At 49.1% G+C, this 14,987-nt stretch carries 16 protein-coding genes; 5 read left to right on the forward strand and 11 right to left on the reverse strand.

Going from position 1 to position 14,987, the window contains the following annotated elements; all coding sequences use genetic code 11:
• Positions 1 to 332 precede the first annotated feature (332 nt).
• Complete coding sequence (locus tag ASG81_RS11015; protein ID WP_081417273.1) at positions 333 to 920, reverse strand: sugar transferase; 588 nt, start codon at positions 918 to 920, stop codon at positions 333 to 335.
• 239 nt (positions 921 to 1,159) lie between these two features.
• Here ASG81_RS11015 and ASG81_RS11020 point away from each other — a divergent pair, with 239 nt between their 5' ends.
• On the forward strand, positions 1,160 to 1,408 hold the full coding sequence (locus ASG81_RS11020) for a hypothetical protein (RefSeq protein ID WP_056633361.1): 249 nt from the start codon (positions 1,160 to 1,162) through the stop codon (positions 1,406 to 1,408).
• Between the two features lie 25 nt (positions 1,409 to 1,433).
• Here ASG81_RS11020 and uxaC read toward each other — a convergent pair whose 3' ends face one another.
• Positions 1,434 to 2,840 (reverse strand): glucuronate isomerase, encoded by a 1,407-nt coding sequence (uxaC, locus tag ASG81_RS11025; RefSeq protein ID WP_056633365.1) that lies wholly within the window; start codon positions 2,838 to 2,840, stop codon positions 1,434 to 1,436.
• Between the two features lie 19 nt (positions 2,841 to 2,859).
• The gene (locus ASG81_RS11030) at positions 2,860 to 4,152 is read right to left on the reverse strand and encodes a Gfo/Idh/MocA family protein (RefSeq protein ID WP_056633368.1); all 1,293 of its coding nucleotides are present in this window, start codon (positions 4,150 to 4,152) and stop codon (positions 2,860 to 2,862) included.
• A gap of 132 nt (positions 4,153 to 4,284) precedes the next feature.
• Here ASG81_RS11030 and ASG81_RS11035 point away from each other — a divergent pair, with 132 nt between their 5' ends.
• The 4 genes from ASG81_RS11035 to ASG81_RS11050 all read left to right on the forward strand — a co-directional run bounded on the left by ASG81_RS11035 (position 4,285) and on the right by ASG81_RS11050 (position 8,388).
• Positions 4,285 to 5,136, forward strand: a complete 852-nt coding sequence (locus ASG81_RS11035) for an AraC family transcriptional regulator (protein ID WP_056633371.1) — start codon at positions 4,285 to 4,287, stop codon at positions 5,134 to 5,136.
• A 149-nt stretch (positions 5,137 to 5,285) separates the two neighbouring features.
• Entirely contained in the window at positions 5,286 to 6,290 is a 1,005-nt protein-coding gene (locus tag ASG81_RS11040) for a Gfo/Idh/MocA family protein (RefSeq protein WP_056633374.1), read from the forward strand.
• Between the two features lie 39 nt (positions 6,291 to 6,329).
• Positions 6,330 to 7,277, forward strand: a complete 948-nt coding sequence (locus ASG81_RS11045; RefSeq protein ID WP_056633378.1) for an AraC family transcriptional regulator — start codon at positions 6,330 to 6,332, stop codon at positions 7,275 to 7,277.
• A 31-nt stretch (positions 7,278 to 7,308) separates the two neighbouring features.
• The gene (locus tag ASG81_RS11050; RefSeq protein ID WP_056633381.1) at positions 7,309 to 8,388 is read left to right on the forward strand and encodes a Gfo/Idh/MocA family protein; all 1,080 of its coding nucleotides are present in this window, start codon (positions 7,309 to 7,311) and stop codon (positions 8,386 to 8,388) included.
• A gap of 128 nt (positions 8,389 to 8,516) precedes the next feature.
• On the opposite strand, the gene ASG81_RS32680 is transcribed toward ASG81_RS11050, so the two are convergent.
• The 8 genes from ASG81_RS32680 to ASG81_RS11090 form a co-directional block, all read right to left on the reverse strand.
• Positions 8,517 to 8,909, reverse strand: a complete 393-nt coding sequence (locus ASG81_RS32680) for a ThuA domain-containing protein (RefSeq protein WP_235548826.1) — start codon at positions 8,907 to 8,909, stop codon at positions 8,517 to 8,519.
• On the reverse strand, positions 8,794 to 9,171 hold the full coding sequence (locus tag ASG81_RS32685; protein WP_056633387.1) for a hypothetical protein: 378 nt from the start codon (positions 9,169 to 9,171) through the stop codon (positions 8,794 to 8,796). Before ASG81_RS32685 ends, ASG81_RS32680 begins: the two co-directional genes overlap by 116 nt.
• 29 nt (positions 9,172 to 9,200) lie before the next feature.
• On the reverse strand, positions 9,201 to 9,896 hold the full coding sequence (locus tag ASG81_RS11065; protein ID WP_056633391.1) for an SDR family oxidoreductase: 696 nt from the start codon (positions 9,894 to 9,896) through the stop codon (positions 9,201 to 9,203).
• Between the two features lie 57 nt (positions 9,897 to 9,953).
• Positions 9,954 to 10,412: a VOC family protein gene (locus tag ASG81_RS11070; protein ID WP_056633393.1), complete on the reverse strand. Its 459-nt coding sequence runs from the start codon at positions 10,410 to 10,412 to the stop codon at positions 9,954 to 9,956.
• A gap of 573 nt (positions 10,413 to 10,985) precedes the next feature.
• Positions 10,986 to 11,135: a 50S ribosomal protein L33 gene (gene rpmG, locus ASG81_RS29795; protein ID WP_053377650.1), complete on the reverse strand. Its 150-nt coding sequence runs from the start codon at positions 11,133 to 11,135 to the stop codon at positions 10,986 to 10,988.
• 39 nt (positions 11,136 to 11,174) lie between these two features.
• Positions 11,175 to 12,389, reverse strand: coding sequence for a GTP-binding protein (locus ASG81_RS11080; protein WP_327205162.1), 1,215 nt, complete (start codon positions 12,387 to 12,389; stop codon positions 11,175 to 11,177).
• Positions 12,390 to 12,626: 237 nt separating this feature from the next.
• Positions 12,627 to 13,700: a Gfo/Idh/MocA family protein gene (locus ASG81_RS11085; RefSeq protein WP_056633401.1), complete on the reverse strand. Its 1,074-nt coding sequence runs from the start codon at positions 13,698 to 13,700 to the stop codon at positions 12,627 to 12,629.
• Between the two features lie 5 nt (positions 13,701 to 13,705).
• Positions 13,706 to 14,833 carry a Gfo/Idh/MocA family protein gene (locus tag ASG81_RS11090; protein WP_056633404.1) on the reverse strand — a complete coding sequence of 376 codons (1,128 nt, stop codon included), beginning with the start codon at positions 14,831 to 14,833 and terminating at the stop codon, positions 13,706 to 13,708.
• Positions 14,834 to 14,987: the final 154 nt, after the last annotated feature.

Raw genomic sequence — 14,987 nt, forward strand, 5'->3', positions numbered from 1 at the left:
AAAAAAGATGACCCCCGACGAATTCAGAGGTCATCTCCTTGCTAGTTAAGCCTAGGGCTGTTTGTTATAAACCGTCCACAAATAGGGTCACAGTTCAGTAGTGCCTGTTTATGCGCTTTATTATAATACTTCCTTATCGAGCATTGAAGATTATCTGCGAGATTACATTATGTTGCAGTAATCTCCTTATGGACAAAAGACACTTAAATAATTTTATAAATAAGATAAACAATAAGTATCCAAATTATCAGTGATATAGAAATACCCCAAGCACAACCCTTATAAAACTTGTTTTTATGTTCAAACGGCTCCATAAACAACCAACACCAACCTTAAAATGCGCCATCTTTTTTCAAAACAGAAGGAATTGTTTTGAATATTATTAATAAATCAAACATAAGTGATTTTCTTTTTACATAATACAATTCAAGATCGACTCTTTCAGGATAACCAACGTTGCTTCTTCCACAAATCTGCCAATACCCCGTCATTCCAGGTTTAACAGAAAGAAATTCATTCTTTTTTGATTTATATTCTTCAAGTTCTTCAGGCACGACAGGTCTTGGTCCAACTAAACTCATTTCACCTTTTAATACATTTATCAATTGCGGAATTTCATCCATGCTAGTTTTCCTCAACCATAAACCAATTTTTGTTATTCTTGGGTCTTCATTTTGTTCTAATTTGTAATTGTTTTTAAGATATTTTTTATATAAATTGTTGTTTTCCATTAGAATATTTTCTGCATTTTGATGCATTGTCCGGAATTTGTAAATAAAAAAAGAATTTCCGTTTTTACCCACCCGTAGTTGTTTGAAAAATATTGTAGTTTTTGGATCATCAAACTTAATTAGCATACTTATTAAGAGTATTACCGGACTCAACATCAACAACCCAATTAAAGATATTAAAATATCCATACCCCTTTTAATATATAAGTATCCCAATTTATCATCCCCCAATAAAACTCCTATAAAAACAGTAACGCTATTGGCAAATAAAGTCAACGACTGTAATGCCTAAGTTATTAATATGCATCGTTAGTCCTAGACTTTATTTTCCTAATCTATAATTTCATATTCTCTTGCGAATGTTGGATAAGCCGCTTGGCATACCCTATTACGATTGTAATGTGCCAATTAGCAGGAGGACCTTCACTTTGCTTAAACGAGCGCGAGCTGCCCGAAACAAAGAATTTACGGTCTACGTGATTCCCGCATGGAAATGGAAGGAATTTATCGCGTTCGAGCTCATTGGAGGCACAGCCTTCTATTTGCTTTGCAGAAAAACGGCTAATTCCGAGTTATTCGGCATCGCCGCCAACATAGCCGGGCCGCAAATGCTCAAATATGTAATGGCCGCTTACCGGCTGAACACAAAAAACGTTCCGCAGCTTCCGCCGGACTAGCGGAAATGCAGAACGTTTCTTAAGGCTAAAAACCGAAGTAAGCTTTCGCGTTGCGGTAGGAAATGTTTTGAACCATATCGCCGAGCAGCTCCATATCCAGCGGAGCCTCGCCATTTTCGACCCATTCGCCAAGCAGATTGCAAAGCAGGCGTCTGAAATATTCATGCCTGGTGTAGGAAAGGAAGCTGCGGGAATCGGTCAGCATGCCGACAAAGCGGCTAAGCAGGCCCAAATTAGCAAGCGCATTCATCTGGTCCAGCATACCGTTTTTGGTATCATTGAACCACCACGCCGAGCCAAGCTGAATTTTCCCCGGCACCCCGCCGCCCTGAAAGCTTCCGATAACCGAGCCGAGCACGTCATTATCCTTCGCATTAAGCGAATAAAGAATCGTTTTCGGAAGCGCATCGTCTTTATCCAGCGCATCAAGCAGCTTTGCAAGCGGGTATGCCACTGCGCTGTCGTTGATCGAGTCGAAGCCGGTATCGGGTCCCAGCTTGCCGAACATGCGGGAGCTGTTGTTTCTTGCCGCATTAATATGGAACTGCATCGCCCATCCCCGCTCGGCATATAGGCGTCCCAGGAAAAGCAGCGTATACGTTTTGTATTGCTTCTCTTCTTCCAGACTAACCGTTTCTCCGTTTAAAGCTTTGGCGAAAATAGCCTCAGCATCAGCCTTCGTCGACTCGGCGTAAGCAACGTAATCGAGCGCATGGTCGGATACTTTGCAGCCGGCCTCATCGAAAAACTTCACTCTCGCCGCAAGCGCGGTAAGCAAATCATCATAGCTCTCAATCGCGCTGGACGCCGCAGCCTCAAGCTTGCCGATCCACTCCAGAAACGTTCCGCGGTTTATCTCAAGCGCTTTGTCCGGCCGGAAAGACGGCAGCACCTGCACGTTGAAATCTTCCAGCTCCTTGATCGCGATATGATACGCAAGCGAATCAACCGGATCATCTGTCGTGCAAATCACCTCGACGCCCGACATCTTGATCAAATCGCGCGCTTTAAACCGGCCAGTCGCCAGCTTCGCATTAACCTGCTCCCAAATCGCCGGCGCATTTTTCTCATTAATAAGCTCGTACACGCCGAAATAACGGCGGAGCTCCAAATGCGACCATTGATAAAGCGGATTGCCGATCGTTTGCGGAACCGTTTTTGCCCAAGCCTCGAAGCGGTCGTAATCGGTCACGCCTTCGCCGCCCGTTACGTAGCGCTCCTCTATTCCATTCGCGCGCAGCGCCCGCCATTTATAGTGGTCGCCATAAAGCCAAGCCTCCGTAAGGTTCGCAAAGCTCGTATTCTCGAATATTTGCTGCGGACTTAGATGGCAGTGATAATCTATAATCGGCATGTCCTTCGCAAAATCATGATATAACCGTCTCGCCGTTTCATTCGATAACAAAAAATCGTCGTCCAAAAATGGCTTCATTCCCGATTCTCCCCTTTCGCTATTTGTGAAACTTCACAAGGTCATTGATCTGTACCGCTAGCCCCGTTTGAATCGAACGGTTCGCTGCGATGCCCGTAAGAATCGATCTTGCCCCGTCAATATGATCAGCCGCGCGGTTGAACAGGTCTTCCTCAGCCGTTCCGAATAAATCGTTCAGCAATACGGGATCACCGCCGCCATGGCCGCCGAGACCTTCCTCTACCTCGACCGCATACGGAGCGGCAAACATTGGGAACACTTTAATCGTTTGTTCCTGCAGCGCGCCCTCCTGCGATTTCTCTCCGCCGGAATTGACGTACGACTGCTCGACAATATTCATCTCAATGCGGCCCTTCGTTCCGTTAAACGCGATGCGATAACCTTCCCAAGGCAAGTAAGCGTTTAAGGAATACGTTAAGATCGCGTTGTTTTTGTAGCGGACGAGCACGCCCATCGTGTCTTCAATATTTATGCCGTCCCCGAACACGCTCTGATCGCGGCGGTAGCCGTCCTCATGCTCCGCATCCAAATACATCGCTTTTAAATGATCATTTTTATCCAGATGCAGCGCAAAAGGATCGTTCTCGGCAACCCTATTTCCTGTCGCGCGCTCATAAAATTGCGTTTCGCCGCGCTGCTCCGCATTTTCACGTCCGTAGAACAAAAGGTCTCCGTAAGCAAACACCGACTCCGGCTGCGAGCCGATCCAAAAATTGACGAGATCAAAGTGATGCGTCGATTTATGCACGAGCAAGCCGCCGCTGTTATGCTTGTTGCGATGCCATCTGCGGAAGTAATCAGCGCCGTGCTGCGTATTGAGCAGCCACTCGAAGTGAACGGAGGTTACTTTGCCGATCGTACCGCTTGCAATAAGCTCTCTAGCCTTCGTATGATGCGGCGCATATCGGTAGTTGAACGTTACCCGCACATGGCGGCCCGTACGCTCAACCGCGTCCAAAATTTCCTGGCATTTTTTCTCGTCGACCGTCATCGGCTTTTCTGTAACCACATCGCACCCAAGCTCAAGCGCCCGAATGATATACGTATGATGCGTGCGGTCCACGCTCGTTACGATAACCGCATCCGGCTTCTCTGTTTCGATCATTTGATCGAATTCATTCGATTTGTACGTTCTTACAGAAGCATGTTTATATTTATCAACTAAAATGCGGTTTGCATAGTCCATCCGGGTTTGGTTAATATCGCAAAAAGCGAGCAGCTCCGACGTATCCCTGAAATCGGCTGCAAGTGCGCCATAGAAAAATTCAGCTCTGCCGCCGCTGCCTACCAATACATAACGTTTTTTTGACATAATCCTTATTCCTCCCTCGATTTACTTACTTTCATCATACTGCATGAGAGTGATATAATTCTCTGCATATCATGCTTTATTTTTGTAAAACACCGCTTTTTTTGCGGTAAAAATAAGAGGAGCGGATCCAGGATGACCAATCAGCCCGAAACCTGCAGCTTCGGCTCTACTCCCGAGCTGTACGTGGAGTATGTAAAGCGTTCAGCGCCCTACACGATGGAAGACGATCATTACCATGACTATTATGAAATCTACTATATGCTGTCCGGACAGCGGATCTATTTTATACGCGATCGTTCTTATTCCGTCGAGCAAGGAGACCTTGTCTTCATCCGCAAGCATGAGCTGCACAAAACGATGCAAACCGGCGATTCCTCCCATGAACGCATCATCATTCACTTCGATGACGCGATGATCAGCCGCTTAGCGGGAAAGCACGCCGGCCTCTTATTAACGCCGTTCCGGCAGCCATCCCACATCATACGCTTGCCGAGGCAGGAGCAGCTGGCAGCTGACCAAATCATGCGGAGGCTGCTCACGGAGATCCGGCAGAAGCCTGACGGCTATGAGCTTTTTCCTCCTTATGCGTTAACCGAGCTGCTGCTTCTCTCAGCCAGATATACGCAGCAGCACGAGCCTGCTCCGCTCCACCATGCAACGCCCATGCATGCGAAAATATCAGAAGTGATCCGCTATATTAACGCTCACTTTGCAGAGCCGCTTCGGCTTGGCGGGCTTGCGGAGCATTTTTTCATCAGCCCCTACTATTTGAGCCGCATGTTTAAGGAGATGACAGGCTTCACCTTTTCCGATTACGTCATTTTAACAAGAATAAAGGAAGCGCAGCGTCTGCTCCGCGAATCCGATACCAGCATAACGGATATTGCCGCTGCCGTCGGCTTTGATAACTTTTCCCATTTCGGCAAAACGTTCAAAAAAATCACTCGCTTATCCCCGCGTGGCTATCGCAAGCAGTATTTATAAACAAACAGAAATAATGTCGTAATTTCATATATTTGTAGTCATTAAATTACACTAAAAATAAGCGATAAAATGTGTTAGATTATATTTGTTGTCATATATTTGTATACGAATGATGAAATCACGATAGACGCGCAGGGAGAGATGAACCGATGATCCGAATTGGTAAAATCAGTTATTGGCATGTGCACGCATGGGACTATACGAAGCAAGCGCAGGAGCATCCGGGTACGGAAATCGTCGCGGTATGGGATGAAATCGCGGAACGCGGACAGGCAGCTGCCGGGAAGCTGGGTGCTTCTTTCTATGAAAATTTAGATGAAATGCTGAAGCAGGGCGATATTGACGCCGTCATTGTCGACGCGCCGACCGTAAGGCATCAAGAGGTTATGGTAGCGGCGGCAAGAGCGGGCAAGCATATTTTCACAGAAAAGGTTGTAGCTGCAACGTTGAAGGAAGCGAATGCCATACTGGATGAAGTAACCAAAAATAATGTAAAATTAACGGTATCGCTGCCTCGTTTAAATGACGGCTATACGCTAGCGATTCGCGATATTTTATCCCAAGGCATACTTGGAAAAATAACGCTGGTACGGGCCCGCTTGTCTCATAACGGGGCAACCGCGAACTGGCTGCCTGAGCATTTCTACAGCTTAGAGGAATGCCGCGGAGGCGCATTAATCGATTTGGGTTGTCATCCTATGTATTTGACCAGACTGTTTATGAACGAAATGCCTAAGGAGGTATCGGCTCATTTCGGTTACCTGACCGGCAAGCAAGTGGAGGATAACGCGGTATCGGTCTTATCCGCTCCTTCCGGCGCGATCGGAATCGTAGAGGCCGGCTTCGTTAACAATCATTCCCCGTTTACGCTTGAGGTACATGGCACGGAAGGAACGCTGCTGTACGGCACGCCTAACAACAAGCTGCTGCTTCGCACATCCGCTCCAGGTGCCGAATCCTCTGAGCAATGGACAGCGCAGGCCATTCCGCCGGCAAGAGAGAGCGCTTTCGAGCAATGGGTTCAGCATATCGAAAACAACACAACGGCAGACGAAAATATTAGCCTGGCCATTGATTTGACAAAGCTAATGGAAGCTTCGAATCTGTCCGCCCGCGAGCATCGTTCCGTTCGGATTGACGAGCTGAGCGAGTAACCGCACGAGTAAAACAGAGTACTCCGAGGAGGAATCGGCATGCCTAACTTCCCTTACGAGGTGATGCATGAACGCCAGGATGCGCTTGAGCGTCTTGAGCTGTGCATCAGGTGGGGACAATACGACATTCATGTGCTGCGCTTCCATCTGACGCAATTTCCTCCCGGTAGAATTGTCGGATTTCACAAGCATGCGGAATATGAATTTCATTTCATACCGCAGGGCAAAGGAAAGGTCATTATTGTCGATCAAGAATACGCGCTTAAGCCGGGCATGTTCTATTTAACCGGACCTGATATTATGCATTATCAAGAAGCAGATGTCCTTGAAGCAATGGATGAGCTCTGCCTGCACGTCGGCATCATCGACCGGGCAGCGCAGGACGGCGGCGATACTATCCATACGGATGATTGGGAAGCCGCCGAAGCGCGCGATTGTATCGAGAAGCTAAGAACGCTTCCGCTATTCCCGACTAATGACCTGCACCAAGCGATGCCCCGCTTTCTTGAGGCCTACCAGGCCTGCAGCGATAATTTTGTCGGGAGCTACACGACCATCAAGCAAACGGTTATCCAAATATTGCTGCGCGCCGTTCGCGCTTACGACAGCGCAAGCGAGCAGAAGCATCTGCCGACGCGCGATATGAAGGCTTACCGTTACCGGCTCGCCATGGAGTATATTTACGCTAACTATAACGGCATTATCACGCTGGATGACGTTGCAGATAAGCTTAACCTGAGCTCCCGGCATATTCAGCGGCTGTTCAAGGAGCTCCATCACGGACATACCTTCAGTCGGATTCTTGAAGACATCCGCCTTGATGCCGTATGCCGCGAGCTGCAGGAGAGCGAGCAATCCGTGGAGAAAATAGCCAAGCTTGCCGGCTTTGCCGGCGGAAACTATCTGCATGCTGTGTTTCGCAAAAAATTCGGCGTCACTCCTTCCGAATACCGGAAGAGCACTCGTCACAAAATTCCGCAATTATAAATCGTATGAAACGACTGGGAGGCTTTTAAACATGTCCAAAATATATAAACTTGCGATTATCGGCTGTGGAGGTATTGCAAACGGTAAGCATCTGCCAAGCCTAAAGAAGCTGGATAACGTTGAAATCGTTGCGTTCTGCGATATTATCGAGCAGCGCGCTATTGAAGCAGCTGGCTTATACGGTACTGAAGACGCAAGAGTATACAAAGATTATACGGAGCTGTTGACCGATTCCTCAATCGAAATCGTTCACGTCTGTACGCCTAACGACTCGCACGCGGATATCGCAATCGCTGCGCTTGAAGCCGGCAAGCATGTCATGAGCGAGAAGCCGATGGCCAAAACCGCATACGATGCTCAGCGCATGTTGGACGCAGCCCGCCGTACGGGCAAGAAGCTTACCGTTGGCTATAACAACCGCTTCCGTCCAGACAGCCAGCATTTAAAGAAGATATGCGAGGCTGGCGAGCTTGGTGACATTTATTACGCGAAAGCGCATGCGATTCGCCGCCGCGCGGTGCCGACTTGGGGCGTTTTCCTTGATGAGGAGAAGCAAGGCGGCGGACCGCTTATCGATATCGGCACTCACGCGCTGGATCTGACGCTGTGGATGCTTGACAACTATAAGCCGAAGGTCGTGCTTGGTACTTCCTACCATAAGCTTTCGCAGCGCGAAAACGCCGCAAACGCTTGGGGCCCTTGGGACCCGGCAAAGTTCACGGTCGAGGATTCCGCATTCGGAATGATCGTCATGGAAAATGGCGCTACGATCGTGCTGGAATCCAGCTGGGCGCTCAACACGCTTGAAGTTGACGAAGCCAAGTGTACGTTGTCCGGAACAGAAGGCGGCGCGGATATGAAGGATGGCCTTCGCATTAATGGCGAGCAGCACAGCCGTTTGTATATGACGAAAGTTGATTTAAATGCAGGCGGAGTTGCCTTCTACGACGGCAAAACCGAAAGCGACGCCGATCTCGAAATGAGAATGTGGCTGAAAGCCATCGACGAGGATACCGACCCTGTCGTTAAACCGGAGCAGGCCTTCGTCGTTTCGCAAATTCTTGAAGCGATCTATGAATCGTCCAAAACCGGCAAAGCTGTATACCTGTAAGCAGCAAAAAAAGGAGCTGCCTGGCTCGGTCTAAGACCTTGCCTGGCGGCTCTTTTTTTGGGGGCTAGCCAAAGCATCAATCCGCTAAAATTGAGTCGATACGGATCTCTTGTATCCCGTTTGCTTTATTATTTAGAGTTTAAATCGGCAAGCCACTCTATTTCACGCTTCAGCCAGCCCGAAAAATCCGAATGAAGCAAGCCCTCTTCACGATGCGCCGGCGTTAAGCAGCTCACTCTACCGGCAGCAAACCGATGACGCCAGCCTGCAATCGACTCGCCATCCGTTGATGCGGAACGAAGGAAAACCTCTGTATTCTCCTCATCGCAATGGACAAAATAGTGCTCGTCAACGAACTCGAATGTCCCTTGCTGCCCGTTGCCTGCAGCGATATAGCTCACCGGCTTATGCTGCTCGGGATGGGATAAGAAATAACCGCGAAGCATTCGCGTATAGCTGCTGTCTACCGGGTAAGACGCGAGCCCTGAATGCCAGGCTAACCAGCCTCCGCCATTCTCCACATATCTTACGATCTGATCCGATACCGCAGAGGTCATCCATTTTCGATTCTGGCTGCGCTATGGGGGAAACCCGGTCCTCAGCGAACAATATAACGGCGTCGGGAGCATTCCCCAGCGCAGCTATCAAGCTGTCCGTATCCGCGGCAAAATGTACCTGCAGCTCCGCTGCAGCGATGCGCTCAGCCAGCGCCTTAAGCAGCGATTCGCGCGCGAGCTCTTCCTTATGATAGAAATCACCTACTAAGGCGACTACTGTTTTCATCCAACTCTCCCTCTCTTCACTTAAGCACCTTATACTTTCATAGGGGCGCCCTGATGATCGATAAACAGCGCTTCCGCTTCCGTTTTCCGCTCTATGATATTCAATATGCCGGCAGCGGATACCGTCGCATCGCACGGTGCCTGCTCGCCGCCCATATCCGTTCTGATCCAGCCCGGATGAAGCGCATGAACGACTATGCCCTGCGGCGCCAGCTCGCGGCGAAGCTGTGCGGAGAACATATTCAGAGCGGACTTGGAGAGCGCGTAGGAATAGTCCCCGCCATAAGCGCCAGCAAAGCTGCCCGCTTCCGAGCTAATATTGATAATGCTTTGCCGCTCTCCTTGGCGAAGCAGCGGCAAGAAATGCTTGAGCACCACAATCGGGCCGAACAAATTCGTCTGGAAGGATTGCTCCACCTGCTCCATATCAAGCTGCTCCAGCTTTTGGTCCCTCCCGAGCAATATCGCTGCGCTGTTAATAATGGCGTCAAGACTGCGAATTCGGCTTTTCAATTGCTCACAAGCATAACGGACCGAGTTCTCATCCGCGACATCCAGCGGCAGTATCGTCAATTGTCCGGTAAACTTCGCAAGCAGTTCCTGCAAGTCCTCAGCAGCAGAGTCAGGGCCGCGGACACCAGCCAGTACATGGTGTCCGCGCTCACACGCTTCTGTAGCAAGCGCCAAGCCCAAGCCTCGATTCGCACCTGTAATCAGTATGTTCATGTAGCTTACTCCTCCTGTCTAGATCTGTATTGTGCAGCTTATTGTATCTGAAATCCGCTATTCCTTATCGTTCTCCAGCAGCTCCAGCATCATTTTCAACTGCTTAAACGTATCCATGTAAGCATATCGTCCGCCGGTGTACTCTCCTTTTTGGACTAACGCCATACCGTTCTTCTCCATCGAAGCAACCTTTTCTTTCATACCGTCAACGACGAAGGCAATATGATGCGGGCCTTCCCCATGCTTGTCAAGATGCTCTCTCCAAGTGCTCGGATGGTTATCCGGCTCAATGAGCTCAAGCTGCAGGGAGCCCATGTCGAAAAAGGCAAGCTTAGCGCGAGCCGCCGACGATTCTCCGTTATATTCCGTTTGCGCCTTGTCTACCGTATCTGTCCAGAACCAGCCTGGCTTCTCCACCCCGAAAAAGTCCGCATAAGCTTGCGAGGTTTCATCAATATCGTTAACTAATAGTCCAATTTGAGTAATCGTCCGTGTTCCGAGAATATTATTGTCCAAGCTTATCGACTCCCTTAGGTTGTATTTATCGCTATCGAATGTATATGCTGCAAAAGCAATTGCGCCTTCTCATACTCCCAAAGTAAAAAAATCACGCCTCCTACATTCGCATCCCCCCTCTCAAAGTAAAAACACCGGCATTATCGTAAACACGCGTTTATTTTGTTTTAAAAAATAATAACAGCCTGTTCAGGCTCAACCTGCCGCAAAGCAACTCATCAAAACGTTCGCGCTGCTCCACTTGGACGGCCCGAACGATATGTATGAACGCGTGTTCACGAACATATGTTACCAATGATCTGAAGAGCTGTCAATTGCTTTTTTCACGCATTTTCACGCATCTCATTTTACCTTGACATGCGGCCCTCATGCCTGAGACCGGAAGCTGCATATGCCCTTCTTGCTATTTCTGTCCGTACAGCCTCCTCTTTTTCATGCCCGCACGCAAAAAACAGCTGCCTCCGGAGCATTTCTCCTGAGACAGCCCCTATCGTCCGAGCAGCTAAGTTGTTGCAGCGAGCAGCTGCTTGGTGTACGACTGGATATTATCATCCAATCGTCTCATCGCTGCTGTTATCTCGTTTCTCTATGGACCGTAACCCGTTTGAGCCGCGGGCTGTATTTTTTAACCTCCAACCGCTCCGGCGTCGTCCGTTTGTTTTTTGTCGTTGTATAGTTGCGGTCACCCGTCTCTGTACAAGCAAGCGTCACAATTACTCTCACTTCATTCACCTCCGAAAAAATTTTCGTAGAATACCTGCATCAATGAACGGTCGATTCCAACTGCTCATTCGATGCATTTGGGAAAGAATCCGGGAACTCACTCCAATCCTGCGTTAGCTCACTATCGCTCAGTAAGCAGCTGTCGAGCGAGTCGATCAGCTTCGTTCGATTCATTTCGATTCCGATAAATACGATTTTGTTGATACGATCGCCGTATTCCTCATGCCATAAGCCGGCAAGCTCGGCATCCTCCTGCAGCACAGCCTCGCGCTCCGCTTCAGTCAAGGCAGCTGCCCACTGACCGGCTGGCCCGAATTGAATGGAAGGACCAGCTTGGCTTAAGCTTTGAGCGTAATCATTTCGTGTCGCAAGCCATACCATGCCTTTCGCCCGGACGATTTCCTCCGGCCATTCCTCCATCCATTCCATTAGCCGTTGCGGATGAAACGGCTTGACCCTTTCATAAACGAATGAGGATATGCCGTATTCTTCCGTTTCCGGCGTATGAGAGGGCGCCGCCATTTCTCTAATCCATCCCGCCGATTGACTAGCCTCGTCGAAGTTGAACAGCGATGTGTTCAAAATCTCCTTCGGATCCACTTTGCCTTTGGAGGTGCGAATGAATTTGGCGCGCGGCTGCAGTGCTCGGAGCACACCCTCAAGCTCTGCCAATTCTTCTTCGCCGACAAGATCGCATTTATTCAAAATAAGCACGTCGCAAAACTCGATTTGGTCGATCAGCAAATCGACAACCTCACGGGTATCCCCTTCGTCAACTGCTTGACTGCGCTCCAATAAAGTTTCGCCGGAGGAGTAATCATGCCAGAAACGGTAAGCATCCACGACCGTTACCATACAATCGAGCCTGCAAAATTGTGTCAGATCGATACCTTGCTCTTCATCGATATAAGTAAAGGTCTGAGCGACGGGAACCGGCTCGCCGACGCCAGTCGATTCAATCAATATGTAATCAAACCGATTTTCCTTCGCCAGTTTCTCAACTTCCTTCAGCAAGTCCTCCCGCAGCGTGCAGCAGATGCAGCCATTGGACATTTCAACTAACTTCTCGTCTGTCCGGGATAAGCCGCCCCCATCCTTTATTAGAGATGCGTCAATATTCAATTCACTCAAGTCATTTACGATGACGGCGACCTTAAGACCGTCGCGATTGTTCAATACATGATTCATAATCGTGGTCTTGCCTGCGCCCAAATAGCCGCTTAATACGGTTACCGGAATTTTGTTCACTGTCACGGTAGCACCTCAATTCTATTCTATCCCTTCTTAAAACGTAATGATTACGAATATATTCGATTAAAAAAGCCGACTTCTTCGACTAATAGTAATGATTACGCTTTATACAGTATATCAACATCATTTTCTTTCGTCAAGATCGTAATGGTTACAAAAAAAAGAAGCTGTCCACGGTCATAGACCAAAGACAGCTCCCTTATCCTTCTAATTCCTTGTAAATGTCTTCAAAGGCTGCGCTTACTCCACTTTCGTTGCATGCTTCTGAGCCAACAGCGACAGCTCTGCCGCTTTGAAGGTATGCTCCTGCGTCATGGCAAGCTCCGTGCCGTTCAAGCAATCGAGTATCAGCTGGCCAAAATAAGGAAAGCCGACCTTGCCTCCAAGCTGCATATGCTGCTCGCCGTCCGCGTTTACCAAATAAAGCTGATCGCCTTCCTTGTCTCTGGCAATATCGATATATTTTCGCAGCTCGATGTAGCCTTCCGTTCCGAGAATGGTCATCCGGCCGTCGCCCCAAGTGCCTAGACCGCTTGGCGTCAGCCAATCGACACGGAAGTAGCCGGTAGCCCCGTTATCTCCCACAAGCGTCATATCGCCAAAATCCTCAAGCTCCGGATAGTCCTTATTCGCATAATTGGCGACCTTGCTGTTCACGACGCTCGCATTGCTATTTCCTGTAAAATACAGAAACTGTTCGATTTGATGTGATCCGATATCACAAAGAATGCCGCCGTACTTTTCCTTCTCGAAAAACCATCCCGGCCGCGCCGCTGCATTCAAGCGATGCGGACCAAGTCCGATAACCTGCACGATACGTCCGATCGCGCCCTGCTCTATCAATTGACCGGCAAAAACAGCGCTCTCCACATGCAGCCGCTCACTGTAATAAACGGCATATTTTTTCCCTGTCTCCGCAAAAGCGGTACGGGCGTCCGAGAGCTGCTCAAGTGTCGTAAATGGCGCCTTATCCGTAAAATAGTGCTTGCCGCTGCGCATAACGCGTACGCCGAGCGGTCCCCGTTCAGAGGTAATAGCGGCGGCTGCCACGAGCTGCACCTCAGAATCGGAGAGCACCTGCTCTTCCGAATCAGCCGCCTGCACCTGCGGGTATTGACGAACGAATGCTTCCACCTTAGCAGGATCGGGATCGTACACCCATTTTAAAGTCGCACCCGCTTCCACGAGCCCATTGCACATTCCATAAATATGTCCATGATCGAGGCTAACCGCTGCGATAACGAATTGTCCAGCCTCAACCACTTTATTCGGCTTTCCCTTTGGCGCATACTTCATACCGTCCGCTTTACTCATTCGTCCTACTCCTCCTTTTGATAAGCCGAGCTGGCAATCCGCTCTTGCAAATACTGATGGAATAACTCCTCGTCGATCGGCAGGTCGACCCAGCCGTCTGTCCAAGTGGACAGGAGCATAGCATTAGAAAGCATTAGCCCTTTGATGCCTTCCTCGCCGGGAGCAATCAATGGCTCGTCGAACAAAATCGCATTCACCCAGTTTTGCGTAATTCCTTTATGATCCGGATAGCTGCCCTTGACCGGAATTTCGCATTTCCAGCATTCCGGCTCGCCGAAACCTCCGGTAAAATTTTTATTAAATTCAGACTCAGGCACGCGCAGCCGCCAAAAGGTTAACGTATTATTTTCGATCACGATTTTGCCAAGGTCGCCGCTTATTTCAAGCCGGTTCGTTCCGGGCGCCTCGCCAGTCGTCGTAACGAATACGCCGGTTGCGCCATTCTCGTATTCCACAAAAGCTGTTACGTCATCCTCAACCTCGATGTTGCGGTGTTTGCCGAAATAACAGAAAGCACGGACACGTTTCGGCATCATACTGATTGTCCACTGCCACAAGTCTAGCTGGTGCGGATCCTGATTAAGCAAGACGCCGCCGCCTTCACCCGCCCAAGTCGCCCGCCATGTACCCGAATCATAATAGCTTTGAGAGCGGTACCAGTTCGTTATAATCCAATTGGTCCGTTTCACTTCGCCAAGCTCGCCGGCATCGATTAATTCCTTCAGCTTTACGTACAGCGGATTTGTCCGTTGGTTGTACATCATGCTGAATTTCACATTCGCCATGCTGCCCGCCTCGTTCATCTGACGAACCTGCTTCGTGTAAACGCCGGCCGGCTTCTCGCAAAGCACATGCAGCCCGCGTTCGAAGCAAGCGATTGCAAGCTCTGGATGCGAGTAATGAGGCGTCGCGATTAATACGCCGTCCACCAGGCCGGAATCCATCATCTCATATGGATCGGCATATAAGCCTACTTGATCGCCAAGCTTTTCTTTGGCCCACAGGAGATTCGCTTCCACGCTATCGCTGACTGCCGTTATTGTGGCGCCGCTCACTTCACCCTTTAATAAGTAACCGATATGCCCCTTGCCCATATTTCCCAGCCCGATAATACCTAAACGAACGCTCTGCATCAGGATGCCGCTCCTTTATTTGAAAGTGATTGTAGCTGTTTGTGAAGTCTTCTGAACCTGTCTTTATAGTAGCACTTCGGGAACAAAACGGCTTCATTCGCATTATCCTGTTTGCCCTTTTATTTGACTGTGGTTGTTGTATAATGAGGGTAAT

It is taken from the genome of Paenibacillus sp. Soil522 (assembly GCF_001428245.1).
Lineage (GTDB): Bacteria > Bacillota > Bacilli > Paenibacillales > Paenibacillaceae > Pristimantibacillus.